This window comes from Brevibacterium sp. Mu109, assembly GCF_900169375.1.
Taxonomy (GTDB): Bacteria; Actinomycetota; Actinomycetes; order Actinomycetales; family Brevibacteriaceae; genus Brevibacterium; species Brevibacterium yomogidense_A.
Window position 1 is genome coordinate 13,454 of record NZ_FXZF01000009.1, and the last position, 18,896, is coordinate 32,349.

An 18,896-nucleotide genomic window follows, 5' to 3' on the forward strand; every position below is an offset into this window, starting at 1 on the left:
GCACACCGACCACGGTCTCGTCTCGTGTTCCGCCCTTCGGATCGTCGACCGCCGTCCCACCCGCCGACCATCGCGAGCGCACTGATCCTAGAATCGGAGGCATGACGCACCCCACCTCGAACTCGGACGCCTCCCTCGACCACCCCGCGCTCCTGTCCGCCGCGGAGTCCCGTCTCCCCCAGATGCTCGAGGACATCGAGCGGGCGATCTCGATCGAGACCCCGTCGTCGGACCTGGAGGCCGTCGCCCGAGGCGCCCAGGACTTCGCCGCTTTCGTCACCGAGCGACTGGGGGCGACTCCGGAGACCGTCACGGTCGACGGCGTCACACACCTGAGGCTGCGGTTCGGCTCCGGCCCCGCGAAGGTGGTCCTCGTCAACCATCAGGACACCGTGTGGCCGCACGGCACGCTCGAGCGGATCCCCTTCTCGCACCAGGACGGGGTCGTCCGCGGGCCAGGCAGCTTCGACATGCTCACCGGCGCGGTCATGTCCGTGCACGCCACCGCGATGCTCATCGAACAGGGCGGGCCCGAGGCGGTGGACGGACTCAGCATCGTCGTGACCGGCGATGAGGAGGTCGGCTCACACACCGGCGCCCCGCTGCTGCGCGAGGAGGCCGCACAGGCGCGCGCCGCGTTCGTCATGGAGGCCGCAGCCGGTGAGGGTGGTGCGCTGAAGATCGCGCGCAAGGGCACGTCGATGTACACGATCGTCCTCCACGGACGGGCGTCCCATGCGGGCCTCGACCCGGAGAAGGGCGTGAACGCAGGACTCGAGATGTCCCACCAGATGCTGGCCGTGGCGGGCCTGGCGAACCCGGATCAGGGCACCACCGTGACCCCCACCGTCTTCAGCGGCGGGACGACGACGAACACGGTGCCGGCGCTCGCACGGTTCGACGTCGATGTGCGCGCCAAGACACAGGACGAGCTCCAGCGGGTCGACGACGCGATCCGCGCGCTGCGGCCGGTGCTGGACGGCGCGACGATCGAGGTGCAGGGCGGCATCAACCGGCCGCCGATGGAGCGCGCGATGGCTGAGTCGCTGTTCGACCGCGCCGCGGCCCTGTCGGAGTCTGTCGGCATCGAGCCGCCGCGGGGCGTCGAGGTCGGCGGAGCATCGGATGGGAACTACACGGCAGGCGACGGCATCCCGACGCTCGACGGCCTGGGCGCGGTGGGCGATGGCGCACATGCTGAGCACGAGCACGCGCTGTCGTCGTACATCGCGCCGCGCACGGCTCTGCTGGCCGCACTCATCGCCGACCAGCTGGGCTGAACCCGCTCAGTGCGCATTCCACTGACCTCCCAGCTGAGTGGAGTGCGCACTGAACGTGTTCATCGGTGTGCACGACCGTCTTCGCCACCGACCTCGGGGTCCGCAGACACTGATCCCTTAGGAACGCGTCCCCGATGCAGCAGCAGCGGGCACAGGACGGCTGCGGCGACCAGGATCAGCGCACCGACGACGGACGCGGCGCCGAGCCCGTCGATGAAGGCGCTCCGCGCACTCTCGACGAGATGGGCAGCGTTCTCCGTGGGGAGCTGCTCGGCGACACTGAAGGCGGCTCCGAGGCTGGAGCTGACGACCTCGGCCCCCTCTTCGGGGACGTCAGCAGGCATGGAGTCGAGCACTCGGGACCGGTAGATCGCCGTGCCGATCGATCCGAGCACGGCGATCCCGAGCGCTGCACCCAGTTCTGCAGCGGTCTCCGACAGCGCGGACGCAGCTCCGGACCGGTCTGGTGGTGCGGAGCCGACCACGACGTCAGTCGCCAGAGTCATCATCGGTGCGATGCCGGCACCGATGAAGGCTGAAGAGACGATGGCGAGCACCAGGCCACCCTCGACGGTGACGCTGCTGAAGGCGAGCATTCCCCCGGCGGCCACGACAGCGCCGGCCCCGAAGACGATCGGATATCCGAAGCGGCGCACGAGGACGGACGCCAGCACAGCCATCGCGCCGACTGCGACCATGACCGGGAGCAGCGCGAATGCCGCGAGCAGTGGTGAGAGTCCTTCGACGAGCTGCAGGTATTGAGCGCTGTAGAGCATCACGCCCACCAGTGAGAACATCGCCAGTCCCGAACCGAGGACCGCGCCGCTGAAACGGGGGTCGGCGAAGAGACCGAGGTCGATCAGCGGCGCTGTGATCCGTCGCTGCCGCAGGACGAACGCCGCGCCGCAGAGAAGGCCGGCCAGAAGGCCGACCAGAGGTTCGACACCGAGGGCGAGGTCCTCGGCAGCGGTCTTGATCGCCCAGACGAGCGGCAGGATCGCCGCGAACGACAGGACCACGCTCACCAGGTCCAGCCGCGCAGCAGCCGCACTGCGGAACTCCGGCACGAGAAGTGGCACGAGCACCAGCAGGAGCACGATCACCGGCACGTTGATGAGGAACACCGACCCCCACCAGAACGAGTCCAGCAGCAGCCCTCCGATGATCGGGCCGAGTGCGATCCCACCGGACAGACTCGCGGTCCAGACGCCGATGGCCCGAGTGCGCTCGGCCGCGTCGCTGAACATTCCGCGGATCAGCGAGAGGGTCGAGGGCATCAGTGTTGCGCCGCCGATCCCCATCAGAGCGCGTGCGGCGATGAGCGCCTCCGGAGTCGGCGCGAAGGCCGCGAGGGCCGAGGCCGCGCCGAACATGGCAGCACCGATCAGCAGCAGCCGTCGCCTGCCGATCCGGTCGCCGATGTTTCCCATGACGATGAGGAGCCCGGCCAGCAGGAAGCCATAGGCGTCGAGGATCCAGAGCGTCTGGCCGGCGGTCGGCGTCAGCTCCTCCGTGATCGCAGGGATCGCGATGTGCAGGATCGTGATGTCCATGGAAGTGAGGATCACCGGCAGGGTCAGGACGGCGAGACCGATCCACCGCGATCGTTCGTCCGCTGGACGAGGAGTGGCATCCTGCATGATTCCCCCTTTGAGTACACCGTACGCAACGAGCGTAGCGTACGGTGTACTCGTCTCGCTAGACTGCGTGCAGGAGGTCAGGTGAATCCACGAGTCGGCCCGTCCGGCCCCTTGTCGCGCGACAGGATCGTCATCGCCGCCGTCGCGCTCGCAGACGAGAGCGGCTTGGAAGCGGTGACGATGAGGCGCGTTGCCGACCGACTGGATGCAGGCGCGATGTCGCTGTACCGGCATGTGCCCGACAAGGACGAGCTGATCGTCGCCATGGTCGACCGGGTGACCGCCGAACACCCGTATCCCGATGCATCCGGTCTGGGTTGGCGGGAGTGCATGCACATCCTCGCCCGGCAGGACTGGTCGGCGTTCGTCGCACACCCGTGGATGCTCACCGCCGGTGAAACCGTCACCCCACCCTTCGGCAGGGCTTCATTGACTGCCATGGACTGGGCATTGGCAGCTCTCGAGGAGTTGGACCTGAGGCCAGACGTGGCCGCCCGCGCGATCATGACGATCAACAACTACGTTCAGGGCAGTGCCCGCGTCCTCCTCGGGGACAGGAACGGCGGCGAGGACGGCGACCTCGGCACTGCCTGGCAGCACCGTCTGCGCGATCTGGATCTGACCGACCTCCCACATCTGCGCCGCCTCATCGAGTATCCGCTCACCCCTGGCGAACGGGACTGGTTCACAGAGGGTCTCGACGTCATCCTCGACGGAGTCCAGGCGCGCAGCAGTTCGTGAATCGAGAGGGGCACGACCGCCGGCCCTTCACTCCAAGTGCCGCAGGTACCGATCCGGCGCCTCGAGGAACGAGCGCTGATTCCGCACCAGTTCGAGGTCGTCGTAGTCGCAGCGCCGCAGCCCCCACTCCCCGACCTCGAAGATCTGCGCGCCGGGCAATGCTGCGAGGACGGGTGAGTGCGTCGACAGCACGACCTGGGATCCTTCAGCCCGCAGGTCTCGCAGGGCGCCGATCAGCGCGAGACACCCGGAGAACGACAGCGCCGATTCCGGCTCGTCCAGCACCCAGAGACCAGAGATGCGCGACCGCTCGGTGACGTAGTCCAGGAAGGCCTCGCCGTGACTGCGGGCGTGCAGCCCGCTGGAGCCGATCGACTCCAAGTAGCTGAAGTGGCCGTGCATCGTCTCTGCCCGCAGGAAGACTCCGCGCTTCGACGCGCCGGCCCCGCGCACGATCTGCAGATGGTCGTGCAGTTCGGACTCCGTGGCGCGTGTCCGGTGCGTCGCAGAATGGGTGCCGCCCTCGGGATTCAGGCCGAAGGCGATCGCGAGTGCCTCCACGAGAGTCGACTTCCCCACCCCGTTGTCGCCCACCAGAACGGTGAGCGGGCTCAGGTCCCATCCGTCGTCGAGCACCTGCCGTACGGGTGCGAGAGTCGCGGGCCAGTTCTCGCGCTCCATCGGCGCGAGGCGATGCTCCTCGATCCTCCGGACGGGCAGGGTGCTGAAGGTGTCCATGTCAGGGATCCCTCAGCAGCCGTCGCCCGGCCTCCAGCAGTGCCTCGTACTCCTGGTCCGGCACGAGCGAGCCGCCCGTCAGCCATGCGATGTGGGTGCCGGGGGCTTCGGTCGGACCAGCGCCCGCGAACCGGCCAGCCGCCCTCAGCCCCGCGCAGGCGGAGGGCTCCAGCCGGAGCCCGGCAGTGGCCTCGGCGACGGCCAGAGTGCGCAGGAGATCGTCATCGGTGACCGTCGCGTACCCGTGCAGCAGGTGCCCGACGGCCTTCCCCACGAAACGTGACGGCCTCCCGACGGCCAGCCCGTCCGCGACTGTCAGCGCACCGAGTCCCACATCCGCGACGGCGATCCCGTCGTCCAGGCCGGTGAGCCTGCCCAGCAGGAACGCCGGCATGGACACCGGCTCGACGAACACGCACCGGACGGCATCGCCGAACTCGGTCGACAGTCCGTACGCGATCCCGCCGGGCGCCCCGCCGATCCCGCACGGCAGGTGGACCGTGAGCGGGTGGTCCTCGTCCACCACGACCGAGGCCGCCGCCAGCTGACCCGCGAGCCGCCTCCCTGCGACGGCGTAGCCCGCGAAGAGGCTCAGCGAGTTCTCGTCGTCGATGAAGTGGGCGCGTGGATCCGCCTCCGCCGCGGCACGGCCAGCGTGCACGGCCTGAGTGAAGTCCGTGTCGTGCTCGACGACCTCGACCCCGGATGCCCGCAGCGTGTCCTTCTTCCACGCCTTCGCGTTGAGGGACATGTGCACGGTGACGCTGAACCCCAGGATCGCGCCCATGAGACCGATCGACATGCCCAGGTTCCCCGTGGACCCGACGACGATCCGCATGCGCGCCATGCGCTCGCGCACCGCCTCGTCGAGGAAGACCAGCGGGCCGCTGTCCAGGTCGACGCCGAGGTCCCTGGCGGCTCCCAGCGCGACCTCGAGCACCTCGTGGATCCCACCACGCGACTTCACGGACCCACTCACGGCGAGCGCATCGTCACGCTTGGCCCATAGCTCGTGCGGGAAGTCCTCTCCGAACTCCTCCCCCAGGGCACGGCTGAGTGATGCGACCTTCTCCAGCGGCGACTCGATGACACCGCCCTGCGAACGGGTCTGGGGGAACAGCTCCTCGAAGAGCGGCGCGAACCAGCGGAATCGCTCCTCCGCCGCGTCGATGAGGGCGGGAGTCAGCGCTGGAGTACGGGTCGAGGACACGATGGAAGCGCGAGTGTCGTCAGCCGCTGCACCGGGGATCCACACCGTCGGCCGGCCTGCCACCAGGTCGTCGAAGACCGCCGTGTCGGCCTCGTCGCTCAGACCGCCCCGCACCGCCGCCGCATTCGTCATGCTCAGAACGCTACCCCTGAGACTCGATTGCTAGTGTGATGTCATGCAGCTCACATCGCTTCGCCTCCACCGCGTGTCCCTTCCGCTCGTCACACCGTTCGAGACCTCGTTCGCACGGCAGACGGAGAAGCACTGCTACCTCGTCGAGGCGTCGTTCGACACGGAGTCCGGACCGATCACCGGGTGGGGCGAATCCGTTGCGATGATCTCGCCCCTCTACTCCGACGAATACGTGGACGGGGGCATCGCGGTGACCCGCGACTGGATGGCCCCGATCCTCTTCGACGTGGAGAACCTCACGGCGGAGACCGTCGCCTGGCACCTCAAGCCCATCATCGGCCACCCTATGGCGAAGTCGGCCCTGGAGATGGCGGTGCTCGAGGCCCAGCTGAAGATGCGCAACCAGTCGTTCAAGGAGTACGTGGGCGGTGTCGTCGACTCCGTGCCGTCGGGCGTCTCCGTGGGCATCCAGCGGTCGATCCCCGAACTGCTCGAGGCCGTGGGCGGCTACCTGAATGAGGGCTACGCCCGTATCAAGCTGAAGATCAAGCCCGGCGCGGACCTCGAACCCGTCGCCGCGCTGCGCAAGGAGTACGGCGACGACTTCCTCTTCCAGGTCGATGCGAACGCCGCGTACACGCTGGTCGACGCAGCGCACCTCACAAAGCTCGACGACTACGGCCTCCTCCTCATCGAGCAGCCCCTGGGCGAGGCGGACATCCGCCAGCACGCCGAGCTCGCGAAGCTCATGAGCACGCCGATGTGCCTGGACGAGTCGATCGTGTCCGCAGAGTCCGCAGCGGACGCCATCTCGCTGGGCGCCGCAGCCGTCATCAACATCAAGCCCGGACGCGTGGGCGGCTTCCTCGAGGCGAAGCGGATCCACGACCTCGCATCCGCACACGGGGTCGCCGTCTGGCACGGCGGCATGGTCGAGACCGGCCTGGGGCGCGCGGCGAACGCCGCGCTGGCGACGCTGCCCGGCTTCTCACTGCCGGGCGACATCTCCGGGTCGAAGCGCTTCTTCCACGAGGACATCACAGAGGAGATCGTGCAGCGCGATGGCGCCGTCGAGATCCCCACGGGTCCCGGGTTCGGCGTGACGATCGACCCGGGTCAGCTGGAGAAGTTCCGCACGGAGACCATCGACATCACCCGCTGACTCCGGACCGACCGGGCACCGGACCGACCGGGCACCGGACCGACCGGGCACCGGAAGCTCAGGCTGCGGAAGATCAGACTCCGGGTCAGCGCTCCTCGTCGCCGGTCGCGGAGTCTCCCCCGTCGTCAGCGTCCCCCTCATCCTCAGCGACGCCCCCGTCGTCCGTGGTGCCAGAATCCGCGCGCTCACCGGGAGTCGCGCCACCCTGGCGTCGCCTGCGGTCCTGCAGTGCGTCCTCGATCAGCGCGTTCACGTCGATCCCGCCGGTCGCATCGGTCACCTCATCGTCGATGTCCCACACTCCCGCGGGCGGGCCTTCTGCTGTGTCTGACCCGGACTCCGATCCTGGCTCCGGCTCCGGCTGGAAGCCCATGCGGCGGCCTGAGCCACCCGCAGCGCCGGCCTCTCCGTCACCGGACCTGTCACCCGCACCGTCACCTGCGCCCGCACCACCGTCGGTGCCGGATCCGGCACTCCCCCGGTCGCCCCAGCCGCCGAGCCGATCACTGAGCCAGCCCCGCAGCGCATCCGTGTCGAGCCCGTCGCCTCTGCGCTTCTGCAGATCGCGCAGCATCCTGCGGACTTCGTCCGGGAGCCTGTCGAACAGCTCGGGATCCAGCGGCGAAGCGCCCTTCGACGATCCGCGCGAGCCGCTGCCGGACGCGCCGCCGAGGCCGCCCGCACCTCCCCAGTTCGCCAGATTCCCCAGACCGCTGAGGCCGCCCATGCCGCCCAGCGCCTGCTGGATGTCGGCCAGCGCATCGTTCCATCCCGGTGCGCCACCGGTGCCGTCCGTGCCCGTGGTCGGGCGGTCGGTCGTACCGTCCGCGGATCCGCTCGCGACGGCCTCGGCGGAAGGACCGCCCTTCTCCCCGTCTCGCTCGAGCGGTCCGGCCTGCCTCGCAGTCCCGGCAGCCGCGGCCTCGGCGGCTCGCTGCTGTGCTTCTGCCGCGAGCACCTGAGCCTCCGCAGCGCGCCCCTGCGATTCTGCAGCGCGAACCTCGGCCTCCGCAGCGCGCGTCTGCGCCTCGACCGCGAGCTGTCGCGCCTCCGCCTCTCGCGTCTGTGCGTCTGCGGCGCGCTCCTGCGCCTCTGCGGCGCGCTCCTGCGCCTCCGCGGCACGCACACCAGCCTCCGCGGCTCGAGTCTGCGCGCGGAGCAGTTCCGTCTGGGCGTCTGCGAGTGCGGTCCTCGCACGCGCGTCCTCCGCCTCGTGCTCCGCAGCGGCTTCAGCCTGCTCGCGGCGCTCCGCCCGGTCCTCGGCAAGGTGCGCGGCGATCCGGCGCAGGCCGGCAAGCGCGGCGAGGACGACGGTGACGCAGCCTGCCAGCACCACCACGAGGAGCACGAGGAGAAGGATCTCGGGAAGTGTGGACTGGAGCATGGCTGTCCTTAGCGACGGCGACGTTGCGGACTACCAGTATGAAGGAGATCAGACGGGCGGACCCAGGATCAGGAGCACGGTGAACACGACGGCGACCGCCAGCACCCCTGTCAGCAGTGCGGAGACGGGCTTCCGGATGCCCCATGCGATGGGGCGCTCGAGCAGGGTCTTCGGCTCGCGACCACCGGCAGCCAGGCCCCACGCACCGTCCAGCAGACCGCGGCGCCTCGCCCCGATCTCGAACGGGATCGTGGCGTACGGAATGATCGCGGAGCCCAGGCCCAGCAGGATGGCCCGGATGCCCCACTGCTGCGACACCCCCACGAACACCGTGGCGACGCAGTAGGCGAGGAACATGAACCCGTGGACTCCACCGCCGATGCTCACCATCACCTCAGTCGACCGCGTGACGTACTTGAGGAACATCCCCAGCAGCAGGAGGGTCCAGGTGATCGCCTCGCCGATCGCGACGATGGTGAACAGGCGCTTGGGTGTCATCCCGTCATCGTCCCGGTCATCGTCGCGGACTGCACGCGGCATCTGCATCGCGAGAATCCATCGCTCAGTCCATGAGCACAATGCGAGCGGGCTCCGAGCCCTCCCCCAGGGAGTGCTCGGAGCCCGCTCGCTCGGCTCACCGGCCGGTCAGCGCGTCGCGTGGGTGGACCGCGTCAGCAGACGAGTCCCTTCCCGCTGCGCGCCGGGCTCAGCTGCGACGGCGGCTGCGCGTGGCGGCCACGACCGCTGCGCCGCCCACCAGCAGTGCTGCGCCGGCCGCGAAGAGCGGCAGCGAGTCGGCGCCGGTGCGCGGCAGCTTGTCGCTGTCATCACCGTCATCGCCGCCGTTGCCGCTGTCGTCACCGTCGTCACCGTTGTCGCCCTCGTCGCCGTCATCGCCGCCGTCGGGTGCGTCCTCGTCCGCGACGACGCTGAACGTGCCGCTCAGGTCCGCCGCCGAGGCCTCGGCCGCCGCCTGCTCTGCACCTGCGTTCGCATCCGCGGAGTCCACGCCGTCGACCTCGACGGAGTAGTCGCCGATGTAGTCGTCCGCGGCATCCGAGTTGGTGCCGTAGACCTTGGTGCTCGCCACGCCGTCGTCATCCGCGGATGCCGCGATCACGGCCTCTTCGGTGTTCTGACCCGAGGTCGGGGTGACGGAGAAGTCCACATCGTCGCCCGGCTCCAGGCCGGTCACCTGCAGGTCGACGCCCTTGTCTGCGTCCACGAAGTCGGAGATCCCCACCGTCTCCGGTGCGATCGTGAGCGCCAGGTCGTCCGATGGCTGATCCGACGGATCGTCCGTCGGCTCGTCCGTCGGCTGATCGCTCGGGTCATCCGTGGGCTCACCCGTCGGGTCATCCGTGGGCTCGCCGGTCGGGTCATCAGTCGGCTCACCCGTCGGATCGTCCGTCGGATCATCGGTGGGTCCGTCGACGAGGTCGAAGGCCACGGAGTGCGCGGCGAACGCGATCGCCGGGGTGAAGATGTCGATCGACTCGGTCGACACGTTCTCGATCGTGTCGTCGATCGTGTGGTAGTTCCGATCCTGCTGGACGCCTTCGGTGCCGCCGAACAGCTCGACCTCTTCCGCGGTCTTGATCGCGTCCGCGCCGGAGAAGAGGCCGGAGGCGGGCACCCCGTTGTCGATGAACGCCTGGTAGTCGGAGCGCCCGGAGAACTCCGTGCCGACGTGCGGCTGATCGTTCGAGTCGAAGAAGTCGGTGAAGATCGCCTCGAGCTCAGCCGATCCCTCCGGCACATTCACGCCCGGGGGCAGCGGGACATCCGAGCCGTCGGAGTCGAGCGTGCCGACGACGTAGTTCTCCGAACCGATCATGTCGAAGTTCAGGTAGGACTGGATCCGATCGAGATCGTCGGCGGGCAGCGAGGCCACGTACTCGGTGGAGCCGACGAGGCCCACCTCCTCCGCACCCCAGAACCCGAACCGCACGGTGTGGTCCACGTCCGTCGGCTGCGCCGCGAGTGCCTCCGCCGCCGCCAGGATGCCGGCGACACCGGACGCGTTGTCGTTGACGCCCGGGCCCTCCGCGACGCCGTCCAGGTGCGCGCCGATCATCTGCACGCTGTCGTCATCGCCCGCAGTGGTCTCTGCGATGACGTTCCAGGTCTCCACCGTGGTGAATTCGGTCTCGAGGGTGAAGTCAGCGGTGATCTCCTCAGCCGGATCCGCCTCGGCCGCCTCGACCAGCGAGTCGCGCAGCGCCTCGCCATCGGCCTGCTGCAGTCCGAGGGTGGGGGCGCTGCCCTCCATCCGCTCACCGAGCGTGCCGTTGACCGGCCCGGCCTCCGTGTTGTAGATCACGACGCCGGCCGCGCCGGCCTCGGTCGCGCTCGCCGTCTTCTCACCGAAGGCGCACTCGCCGCGCTGGACCAGCACGATCTTGTCGGTCACGTCGGAGAAATCAGAGGGGGAGCAGCCGAGCTCACCTCCGGCGCCGTCACCGTAGGAGTCGTCGACCGGCAGCGCGAGGACTGCGTCGGAGAGTGCGGGGTCCGCGGCTTCCGTGTAGGCGAAGGCCTCGACGTCGTAGTCGGTGTCGCCCACGGTGAGCGCGACGTCCCCGAACGTCTGGTCTGCGACGTCGAAGTAGTGGCGGGAGACGTCGAAGGCGCCGGTGCCCTCGAGGACTCCTTCCACGTACTCGGAGGCCGCTTCGTATCCTGCTGTGCCCAGTGCGCGGTGGCCGTCGTCGGCGTTCGCGAGCGAGATGTCGGACAGCTGCTGCAGATGCTCCATCGCATCCGCGCCCGTCACATCCATGTCGGTGTGCTCCGTCGGCCCGTCAGGGGCCGTCGGCGAGGCGAGAGCCGGTGCCACAGTGGCCAGGCCCAGTGCGGCCGCCGCGGCGACCCCCACCGTGCAGCGCAGAGCGCGCCCGGCCGTTGTGTGTACAGGTTGCATGGTCATCCTTCCGATGCCGTGTGCAGAGGTGCTGTGCGTCCTTCGGGATCACGCGCCGCGGGAGTCCCCGCTCAGCGTCCTGTGATCGCAATCACACGATCTACACAGTAACGGAATGGTCACGACACGAGGTCACGAACCGATAACGAACCTGAGTGCGAGCTGATTTTCGGCCGTCGCTGCCCGTGGAGACGCTCCTCCCCAATCGATCAACCAGTTGCGCAAGTATTGAATTCACCGCGGTGGTTTCCTAGACTCTCCACGAACGCGGACCACCGCACACCGGACGAACGATCAGCGCCCCCTCCGGGCGCTCCGAGGGAGCACGACACGCATGACGGACCAGCGACCGGACGATCCGGGGGCGGACTCCCGAGGACCCGCACTCACCCCGGACGAGGATCGCGAACCGCTCACCGGTCCCATCTACACGGTGTCGGACACCCTGTCCGGTCCCGACCGCGCGCTGGTGCGCCGGTGGCAGAAGCACCTCGCGAACGAGCGGCTCGAAGAGCGCCTCTACCGTACGCTCGCCCAGCGCCGCGACGGCGAGGAGGCGGAGATCCTCACAGCGCTCGCCGAGGCGGAGGCCCGGCACCAGCAGCACTGGATCACCCTGCTGGGCGACTACGCGGAGCCGCGCCGACGCCCGTCGTTCGGCACTCTCGTCCTCGCATTCCTGGGCCGGGTGTTCGGCTCCGTGTTCGTGCTCGCGCTCGCCCAGCAGTCCGAATCGCAGTCGCCCTACGCCACGGACCGGTGGGCGACCTCCCGCATGGCGGCCGACGAGACGATCCACGCCGAGGTCGTGAGGGCGCTCGCGCAGCAGTCGCGGGCCCGGCTCTCCGGCAGCTTCCGCGCCGCGGTGTTCGGAGCGAACGACGGCCTCGTGTCGAACCTGGCGCTGGTGCTCGGCGTCGCCGCGGCCGGCATGACCCCCGCCGCGGTCCTGCTGACGGGCGTGTCGGGCCTGCTGGCAGGCGCGCTGTCGATGGGAGCCGGCGAATACGTGTCGGTGCGATCGCAGCGAGAGCTGCTCGAGGCCTCGGAGCCGGACCCGGAGTCCCGCCACGTGATCCCCCACCTGGACCTCGACGCGAACGAACTCGCGCTCGTCTACCGCGCCCGCGGCATGGACGAGGACCAGGCGGCCTCGGCCGCCTCGACTCAGATCCGCGCCGCACAGTCGCCCGTGCACCGCCGGCCGATCGCCGGGCACCGCGGCGACCCGGCACCCGCCACGGGCACGGCCGACGACCACGAGGAGCTGGGCACCGGCCTGAGCGCGGCGATCTCGAGCTTCTGCTTCTTCTCCTCCGGCGCCGTCATCCCGATCCTGCCGTTCGTCTTCGGCATGAACGGGACGCCCGCCGTGATCCTCGCCGCTGCGCTCGTGGGGCTGGCACTGCTCGTCACCGGTGGGATCGTGGGCATCCTCTCCGGCCGCGCACCGCTGCCCCGAGCGCTCCGCCAGCTGGCGATCGGCTTCGGCGCCGCCGCGGTCACGTACCTCCTGGGTCTCCTCTTCGGGACCTCCGTCGCGTGACCGCCGCGGGTCAGAGCCCGTCCGGCACGACCTCGGCGGGTCCGCGATCCACGGTGAAGCCGGCCTCGTCGCGCTTCCGATTCACGAGCAGCACGAAGCAGCACTCGACGAACAGCAGGCCCAGCCCCAGCGGGGCCAGCAGCTGGGTCGGCCACTGCGGAAGCATCGTCAGTCCCGCGAGGAACGACGACTGGTGCACGACGTGCCAGACGCCGTGCACCGCTGCCGCGAGGAACACGACTCCGATCACGACGACCTCCACCGCGACGATCACCTGCACCGTCCGATGACGGGCCTTCCCCGACAGCCGGGGGATCAGCAGATCCATGTTCGGCATGATGCCGGACCCGCAGACCCATGCCAGGGACGGGAAGACGATCAGGGGCAGGAGGTAGTTCTCCACGATCTCGAAGCCGCCCGGGATCGAGGCGCCGCCCAGATTGCGCAGGACGACGTCCGTGACGATGAACGCCATCAGCACGAACACCGCGATCCCGCTCAGCACCGCGCCCGCGGTCGTCACCTTCTTGAAGCGGCGATATGCCTGCATCTCAGTCATTGTCGACACTCCTCACTCATCCCGCGAGGGATGGAATCCAGGTGACCAGTTCGGGGAACAGGATCATGACCACAGCGACGAGCGCAGTCGTCACGAGCGCGATCCAGACCGTGTAGCGGAAGACCGGCCCCGAAGGGACGCCCGTCGCCCCCGATACCGCGAAGACGGACAACCCCACGGGCGGCGAGATCGTACCCACCGTGCACAGCATCGAGATGAAGACGCCGAACCAGAGCAGGTCGATGTCAGTCTCCGCGATGACCGGCAGCAGGATCGGCACGGTCATGAGGATGACCGCCGCCCCCTCCAGGAACATGAAGAGGACGAAGAACACGGCCGCCAGCACGAGCAGGAGGAGCATCGGACGATCCACCAGCGGTCCCAGCGCGTCGATGAGGCGGCGGGGGATGAGCGACAGCGAGACGAACTTGCTGAACACCTGCGCGGCGATGATGATCAGCAGCACCATCGAGGAGATCTTGACCGTCTCCGTGAGCGCCGTCGTGAGGAACTCACGGTTCACCTTCTTCAGGAGCAGGGCGGAGACGAACCCCGCGAAGGATCCGACTGCACCCGCCTCCGTGGGCGTCACCATCCCGGAGTAGATGCCGCCGAACACGACGACGACGATCACGGCACCGGTTCCCAGCGCGATCGCAGTGCGCCCGATCCCGATCGGCTCTGCGACGAACGGCTCCCGCGGCTTCCCCGCCTTCTTCTCATCGATGGCGTAGAGGACGATGACGACGACCACGTAGACGAGCATCACGGCGAGGCCCGGGAGGATCGCGCCCATGAAGAGGTTGCCGATCGCCGTCTCCGTCGCGACGCCGTAGATGATCAGGATGATGCTCGGCGGGATGATGCCCGCCAGCGAACCGGCGGCGGCAGCGGTCGCTCCCGCGAGCGGTGGCGACATCCCGTATCGCGTGAGCTCCGGCATCGCGACCCTGCCGAGCGCGGCGGAGGTCGCGGAGCCCGACCCGGACACCGCCCCCAGCAGACCTCCCGCCGTGACCGTGAGGGCGCTGAGGGGTTCCGCCCTGCCCCGCGACGCGCGGCTCACCAGGGTGAAGACGTCCTTGACGATGCCCGCCTGCAGCACGAACTGCGCCATGAGCACGAAGAGGGGGATCGTGGTGAGCGAATAGGCGGCGACTCTGCCGAACGGCTGGGGACCGACGATTCCGAGCACCATCCCCGGGCCCTCGAGCAGGAGGATCCCCACGATCCCCACCAGGAAGAGCGCGGTGTGGATGTGCGCACCGACCGCGAGCGCACCGAGGAACAGCACGAGGGTGATGGCGATGACGATCTCTGCACCCATGTCAGGCACCGTCCTCGAGGGCGCCGTCCGGCACCTCTCCGCCGGCGTCCTCGACCGCCTTCTTCCACTGCTCGGCGGCCTCCCGGCCGGGCAGTCCGCGCGCTTCCATCATGTCGATCCATTCGGTCCACGTGGCGCTCGCCGATTCCTCGATCGGCGTCCGCACCTCGTCGGGGACATCGGCGAGGTCGACGAACCGGCCGTCGGCCTCGTCCTCGTTGTAGGAGCGCGTCTCGTCCGTCCGGTCCATCCACGTGCCCGCCGCCTGCTCGTACGTGTCCTCGAGAGCCTGCTGCATGATGTCCCGGACCTCCGGGTCCAAGGAGTTCCACGTGTCGTCGGTCATGACCATGTTGAGATTGAAGTGCCCGAAGTTCACGCCGGTGAGCGTCGTCCGGTAGAGGTCCTGGAGGCCGTAGTTCCCCCAGTCCGCGACCGCGGCGAACCCGCCGTCGATCGTGCCGCGGCTCAGGGCGTCGTACGCCTCCGCGTTGGGGATCGACACCGTGTTCGCCCCGAAGAGCTCTGCGGTGATGTTCTGCACGCGTGAGGCGGTACGCAGCTGGAGCGACTCGAGCACCTCCGTCGATTCGAACGCGGCGCCCGTCGTCGACACCGAGTACTCCGGAGTCGTGTGGAGGGGCAGGGCCTTCAGGCCCTCCGATTCGAACTGCCACTCGTGGTACGTCTGGCCGTCGAAGAGCGCCTCCTCGCCTTCCACGAGGCTCTTCCACGCCGTGGAGCCGATGAGGGTGTCGGACTCCTTCAGCGGGAGCATCGTCACTTCGACGAGTGGGTACTGGTCCGGCTGGTAGATCGGCAGCATGAGCGCGATGTCGATGACCTCCGACTCCAGCGCGTGCGTCTCACGGCGCAGCTCGACGAGCTCGCCGCCGGTGAACGACTCGAACGTGACGTCGCCGCCCGTCCTCTCCTCGACCTCCTCCATCCATGGGATGGAGCCCGCCGTCCAGGCGATGTTGAGGCTGCTCAGGCCCGACGACACCCGCAGCACGGTCGGCTGCTCACCGGCCTCTGCAGTCGCGCAGCCGCTCACCAGCAGGCACGCAGTGACTGCCGCTCCGGCCGCCCTGACAGGCGGCAGTTTCCATCTCATCGCGATCTCCTCATCGAGTCCACGTGGTCCACAGTCGAGCGTCGCCTCCATCGGCGACCGCGCCACACGCTACGGTGGAATCGGCATTCTGTAAAGATGATCTCACTTTTCCTTCGAGCGGTGTCCGTGCGACCCTCCGTCGTAGACTCCGTTCCACCGACCACTTCCGACATCCGAACGAGATGACCATGGACAGACGTCAGGACACTCCCCCGAAGCCGCAGCCCCCTCCCACACCACCCACCCCTCCCCGCCCCACCACCCCGAAGGGACGCGAGACCCGCGCACGCCTGCTGGCGTCGGCTCGCCGGCTCTTCGGCGAGCGCGGATACGGGCTCGTGCGCGTCTCCGACATCACTGACGCGGCAGGCATCTCCGCAGGGGCGTTCTACCGGTACTTCGAGGACCGCCGATCCCTCATGCTCGAACTGCTCACGATCTTCCACGAGGACGTGTACCGATCGGTGAGCACCCCGTGGGACCCCGATGATCCGCGCGCATCGGTCGAGGCGACGACGCTCGCCTACCTCGAGCTCTACGGGGAGAACCACGACCTCTTCGGCATCCTCATCGAACTCGCGCCCTCGGATCCGCACGTGGCGGAGATCGGACTCTACGCGCGCCGCCGCTTCCACGTCCGCATCCAGCACTCGCTGGACCGCGGCATCCGCGAGGGCTCGATCCGCCCCGACCTCGACACCCGTGTGGCCGCAGAGCTGCTGGGGTCCATGACGGAGTTCTACGCGCTGCAGCGGTTCAACCCCGGGTACGGGAACACGTCACCCGCGTCCGTCGCCTCGATCGCGAAGACCCTCGCAGAGGTCTGGACGGACGGGGTAACCCGCCGCGGCTGACCGCATCGATCATTCCCGGCCTACGATGGGCCGCATGCTAACAGCCCTCGCCCTCATCGACATCGATGCCGGAACGGTCACCAGCACGCACCTGGAGTCGGCCCAGTTCCCCGTCGAGGACCTCGCGATCCACCGGGGAGAGGGCATCTTCGAGACCGTCCTCGTCTCCGTCGACGCAGAGACCGGCGCACCCCGCGTGCACAGCGAGGGACCGCACTTCACACGGTTCGAGCAGTCCGCCGCGATGCTCGACCTGCCGGCACCGCCGCGGGAGCTCTTCGAGGAGGCGGTCGCCGCAGTCATCACCGCAGTCATCGGCAGTGCTGACCTCAGCACCGCCCGTGGGCCCGTCACAGAGTTCTCCGTCCGGTACGCCATGTCCCGCGGGCTCGATGCCCATGCCGATCCGACCGCGCATCGCGCCGCCGGCGTCCCGCACGGCGCCCGGGGCTGGGCGTTCCCCATCGGAGTGACCGACGGCCAGCGGGCGCAGCGCACGGACGGGGTCCGCGTCGTCACGCTGAACCGCGGGTACGACGCCTACGTGGGCGAGTCCGCGCCCTGGCTGCTCATCGGCGCGAAGACCCTGTCCTATGCGGTCAACCAGGCCGCCGCGCGCCATGCCGTCGCGCAGGGCGCGGACGAAGCGCTGTTCGTGTCCGACGACGGCATCGTCCTCGAGGGCCCGACGTCGAACCTCGTCATCCAGCGAGGCGACACGCTGCTGACTCCCGATCCGCGCGCGGGACTGCTGCACGGCACCACCCAGCGCGCGGTGTTCACAGGCGCCGAGGCCGCAGGACTGGCCGTCGCATACGCGGACCTCACGATCGACGACGTCCTCGAAGCGGACGCGGCATGGCTCGTCTCCTCCGTCCGCACGGCCGTCCCGGTGCTCGAGGTCGACGGCAAGACCCTCCCGCACGACCCGGCCTCCACGTCCCGCCTGCACGGATGGATCCGAGCAGCCTGATCACGGCCTCGGGCCGCACCCTCGCCGCCACTGCGCGACCGCTCGCCGCAGACGCTAGGCTGAGGAGGAAGACGCAGCGCACCCGCCATCAGCAGGAGGAGAACATGGGCAAGATCGCATGGCAGATCATCGGCGTGGGCGGCACGGCACTCGCCGCGATGGCGACCCGCAAGGCGCTCGCCGCGGTGTGGGAGAAGTCGACGCACCGCGCAGTCCCGATGAACCCGAACGACGATGAGATCGGCCTCAGCGAAGCCCTCGCCTGGACGATCGTGTCCGGAGTGGGAGTCGCAGTCGTGCAGCTGACGATCCAGCGCTACGCGGCGAAGACGATCCGCAACAGGTTCGGCGAGGAATCGCTGCCCAAGGCGATGCGCCCGAACAAGGCGCGCCTCGAGAACTGAGCGCGCAGCGGCTGAGCGACGCGGAGTCGGCGCTCAGCCGCGCAGCAGGATCGACCTGACCATGTCGACCTGTTCCGCAGTCATCTGACCGGGCGCGGAGCCCGTGCCCACGGTCGCGAACGTCGCCGCCGATCCGAACTCCGCACCGCAGAGTCGCGTCACACGGCCCAGCTCCCCCATCGCGATCCCGATGACCGGGATCTCGTGCGCCTGGGAGGCGCGCCACGTCGCGCCCAGCAGCGTGAGCACATCGTCCATGGAGTGCGGCATCGCCGCGACCTTGGCCACATCCGCGCCGGCCCCTGCCATCTGGGCGAACAGCTCGTCGAGCTCACTCGCCGAAGGCGTCGACTCCCACGCGTGCGCGGACGCGATGGTCGCCGCACCCCGCTCACGCGCTGCGGACAGGAGCTCTGCGGATCCACCGCGCCCGAGCTCCACGTCGACCGCCTCGGGCGCCAACGAGATCGCCGCTGAGACGGCGTCCGCATACGCGTCGACCGGGCAGTATCCGCCCTCGGCCTCCGATCGGACCGTGACGAGGGCCGGGATCTGCGACCGGGCGAAGGCGTCGTATGAGCGCTCGAGCTCAGCCATGATGCCCTCTCGCCCCTCATGCCGATCGGGCGCGAACAGGGGGTCGATCCGCCATTCGTAGACGTCGACCCCTTCGTGGGAGGACGCCGCGATCGCCTGACGCGCAGCTGCCTCGCCGGTCCGGGCGAGGATCGGGACGATGATCGCGGGACGGGCATCGGGCACGAACGGGAGCGGCTTCATGTCGGCACTCTACCGACGCCCGTGACGTCCCGGTCAGGGGAAGCCGGTCCGCACCCGTGTCCGCAGCGCTGCTCCGGGAGTTCCGCATCGTGGCACACCGCTCACGAGCGTACGCGGATGACCTCG

The 18,896-nt window shown here is 69.1% G+C and carries 17 protein-coding genes; 7 read left to right on the forward strand and 10 right to left on the reverse strand.

Translation table 11 applies throughout. The features are described 5' to 3' along the window. The first annotated feature begins 101 nt into the window (after positions 1–101). Positions 102–1,280, forward strand: a complete 1,179-nt coding sequence (locus tag BSP109_RS06980) for a M20 family metallopeptidase (protein ID WP_101599816.1) — start codon at positions 102–104, stop codon at positions 1,278–1,280. Positions 1,281–1,339: 59 nt separating this feature from the next. Here BSP109_RS06980 and BSP109_RS06985 read toward each other — a convergent pair whose 3' ends face one another. Beyond that, on the reverse strand, positions 1,340–2,920 hold the full coding sequence (locus tag BSP109_RS06985) for an MFS transporter (protein WP_101599817.1): 1,581 nt from the start codon (positions 2,918–2,920) through the stop codon (positions 1,340–1,342). Between the two features lie 81 nt (positions 2,921–3,001). Here BSP109_RS06985 and BSP109_RS06990 point away from each other — a divergent pair, with 81 nt between their 5' ends. Next, a complete protein-coding gene (locus BSP109_RS06990; protein WP_257944590.1) occupies positions 3,002–3,661 on the forward strand; it encodes a TetR/AcrR family transcriptional regulator in 660 nt (219 codons plus the stop codon). Positions 3,662–3,688: 27 nt separating this feature from the next. Here the strand turns inward: BSP109_RS06990 and BSP109_RS06995 are convergent, their stop codons facing one another. Next, positions 3,689–4,399, reverse strand: a complete 711-nt coding sequence (locus BSP109_RS06995; protein ID WP_101599818.1) for an AAA family ATPase — start codon at positions 4,397–4,399, stop codon at positions 3,689–3,691. A 1-nt stretch (position 4,400) separates the two neighbouring features. Beyond that, entirely contained in the window at positions 4,401–5,741 is a 1,341-nt protein-coding gene (locus BSP109_RS07000; RefSeq protein ID WP_101599819.1) for a D-serine ammonia-lyase, read from the reverse strand. A 43-nt stretch (positions 5,742–5,784) separates the two neighbouring features. Here BSP109_RS07000 and menC point away from each other — a divergent pair, with 43 nt between their 5' ends. After that, positions 5,785–6,903 (forward strand): o-succinylbenzoate synthase, encoded by a 1,119-nt coding sequence (gene menC / locus BSP109_RS07005; protein ID WP_101599820.1) that lies wholly within the window; start codon positions 5,785–5,787, stop codon positions 6,901–6,903. A gap of 85 nt (positions 6,904–6,988) precedes the next feature. Here menC and BSP109_RS07010 read toward each other — a convergent pair whose 3' ends face one another. The 3 genes from BSP109_RS07010 to BSP109_RS07020 form a co-directional block, all read right to left on the reverse strand. Beyond that, positions 6,989–8,287: a hypothetical protein gene (locus BSP109_RS07010; RefSeq protein ID WP_101599821.1), complete on the reverse strand. Its 1,299-nt coding sequence runs from the start codon at positions 8,285–8,287 to the stop codon at positions 6,989–6,991. A gap of 48 nt (positions 8,288–8,335) precedes the next feature. Continuing rightward, a complete protein-coding gene (locus tag BSP109_RS07015) occupies positions 8,336–8,833 on the reverse strand; it encodes a DUF3817 domain-containing protein (RefSeq protein ID WP_256970422.1) in 498 nt (165 codons plus the stop codon). Positions 8,834–8,993: 160 nt separating this feature from the next. Next, on the reverse strand, positions 8,994–11,210 hold the full coding sequence (locus tag BSP109_RS07020; RefSeq protein WP_257944591.1) for a M20/M25/M40 family metallo-hydrolase: 2,217 nt from the start codon (positions 11,208–11,210) through the stop codon (positions 8,994–8,996). A 334-nt stretch (positions 11,211–11,544) separates the two neighbouring features. On the opposite strand from BSP109_RS07020, the gene BSP109_RS07025 reads away from it, so the two are divergent. Next, complete coding sequence (locus BSP109_RS07025; RefSeq protein WP_101599823.1) at positions 11,545–12,756, forward strand: VIT1/CCC1 transporter family protein; 1,212 nt, start codon at positions 11,545–11,547, stop codon at positions 12,754–12,756. Between the two features lie 10 nt (positions 12,757–12,766). Here BSP109_RS07025 and BSP109_RS07030 read toward each other — a convergent pair whose 3' ends face one another. Genes BSP109_RS07030 through BSP109_RS07040 form a run of 3 tightly spaced genes read right to left on the reverse strand, consistent with a single transcriptional unit; the run spans position 12,767 to position 15,759 of the window. Then, entirely contained in the window at positions 12,767–13,315 is a 549-nt protein-coding gene (locus BSP109_RS07030) for a TRAP transporter small permease (protein WP_087009201.1), read from the reverse strand. A gap of 16 nt (positions 13,316–13,331) precedes the next feature. Beyond that, complete coding sequence (locus BSP109_RS07035; RefSeq protein ID WP_087009203.1) at positions 13,332–14,642, reverse strand: TRAP transporter large permease; 1,311 nt, start codon at positions 14,640–14,642, stop codon at positions 13,332–13,334. Between the two features lies 1 nt (position 14,643). After that, positions 14,644–15,759 carry a TRAP transporter substrate-binding protein DctP gene (locus tag BSP109_RS07040; RefSeq protein WP_180959640.1) on the reverse strand — a complete coding sequence of 372 codons (1,116 nt, stop codon included), beginning with the start codon at positions 15,757–15,759 and terminating at the stop codon, positions 14,644–14,646. 188 nt (positions 15,760–15,947) lie between these two features. Between BSP109_RS07040 and BSP109_RS07045 the strand changes: the two genes are divergently transcribed. Genes BSP109_RS07045 through BSP109_RS07055 form a run of 3 tightly spaced genes read left to right on the forward strand, consistent with a single transcriptional unit; the run spans position 15,948 to position 17,990 of the window. After that, positions 15,948–16,613: a TetR/AcrR family transcriptional regulator gene (locus tag BSP109_RS07045; RefSeq protein ID WP_101599825.1), complete on the forward strand. Its 666-nt coding sequence runs from the start codon at positions 15,948–15,950 to the stop codon at positions 16,611–16,613. Between the two features lie 34 nt (positions 16,614–16,647). Next, positions 16,648–17,586, forward strand: a complete 939-nt coding sequence (locus BSP109_RS07050; RefSeq protein ID WP_256970262.1) for an aminotransferase class IV — start codon at positions 16,648–16,650, stop codon at positions 17,584–17,586. After that, complete coding sequence (locus tag BSP109_RS07055; protein WP_256970263.1) at positions 17,568–17,990, forward strand: DUF4235 domain-containing protein; 423 nt, start codon at positions 17,568–17,570, stop codon at positions 17,988–17,990. Before BSP109_RS07050 ends, BSP109_RS07055 begins: the two co-directional genes overlap by 19 nt. Positions 17,991–18,023: 33 nt before the next feature. On the opposite strand, the gene aroD is transcribed toward BSP109_RS07055, so the two are convergent. Then, a complete protein-coding gene (gene aroD, locus BSP109_RS07060; protein ID WP_101599826.1) occupies positions 18,024–18,770 on the reverse strand; it encodes a type I 3-dehydroquinate dehydratase in 747 nt (248 codons plus the stop codon). Positions 18,771–18,896 lie beyond the last annotated feature (126 nt).

What these genes read in the sequence shown, in the direction of transcription:
- BSP109_RS06980 (WP_101599816.1), top strand. Translation starts at nt 102, where the DNA reads ATGACGCACCCCACCTCGAACTCGGACGCCTCCCTCGACCACCCCGCG.
- BSP109_RS06985 (WP_101599817.1), bottom strand. Translation starts at nt 2,920, where the DNA reads ATGCAGGATGCCACTCCTCGTCCAGCGGACGAACGATCGCGGTGGATC.
- BSP109_RS06995 (WP_101599818.1), bottom strand. Translation starts at nt 4,399, where the DNA reads ATGGACACCTTCAGCACCCTGCCCGTCCGGAGGATCGAGGAGCATCGC.
- BSP109_RS07000 (WP_101599819.1), bottom strand. Translation starts at nt 5,741, where the DNA reads ATGACGAATGCGGCGGCGGTGCGGGGCGGTCTGAGCGACGAGGCCGAC.
- menC (WP_101599820.1), top strand. Translation starts at nt 5,785, where the DNA reads ATGCAGCTCACATCGCTTCGCCTCCACCGCGTGTCCCTTCCGCTCGTC.
- BSP109_RS07010 (WP_101599821.1), bottom strand. Translation starts at nt 8,287, where the DNA reads ATGCTCCAGTCCACACTTCCCGAGATCCTTCTCCTCGTGCTCCTCGTG.
- BSP109_RS07015 (WP_256970422.1), bottom strand. Translation starts at nt 8,833, where the DNA reads ATGCAGATGCCGCGTGCAGTCCGCGACGATGACCGGGACGATGACGGG.
- BSP109_RS07020 (WP_257944591.1), bottom strand. Translation starts at nt 11,210, where the DNA reads ATGCAACCTGTACACACAACGGCCGGGCGCGCTCTGCGCTGCACGGTG.
- BSP109_RS07025 (WP_101599823.1), top strand. Translation starts at nt 11,545, where the DNA reads ATGACGGACCAGCGACCGGACGATCCGGGGGCGGACTCCCGAGGACCC.
- BSP109_RS07030 (WP_087009201.1), bottom strand. Translation starts at nt 13,315, where the DNA reads ATGACTGAGATGCAGGCATATCGCCGCTTCAAGAAGGTGACGACCGCG.
- BSP109_RS07035 (WP_087009203.1), bottom strand. Translation starts at nt 14,642, where the DNA reads ATGGGTGCAGAGATCGTCATCGCCATCACCCTCGTGCTGTTCCTCGGT.
- BSP109_RS07040 (WP_180959640.1), bottom strand. Translation starts at nt 15,759, where the DNA reads ATGAGATGGAAACTGCCGCCTGTCAGGGCGGCCGGAGCGGCAGTCACT.
- BSP109_RS07045 (WP_101599825.1), top strand. Translation starts at nt 15,948, where the DNA reads ATGGACAGACGTCAGGACACTCCCCCGAAGCCGCAGCCCCCTCCCACA.
- BSP109_RS07050 (WP_256970262.1), top strand. Translation starts at nt 16,648, where the DNA reads ATGCTAACAGCCCTCGCCCTCATCGACATCGATGCCGGAACGGTCACC.
- BSP109_RS07055 (WP_256970263.1), top strand. Translation starts at nt 17,568, where the DNA reads ATGGATCCGAGCAGCCTGATCACGGCCTCGGGCCGCACCCTCGCCGCC.
- aroD (WP_101599826.1), bottom strand. Translation starts at nt 18,770, where the DNA reads ATGAAGCCGCTCCCGTTCGTGCCCGATGCCCGTCCCGCGATCATCGTC.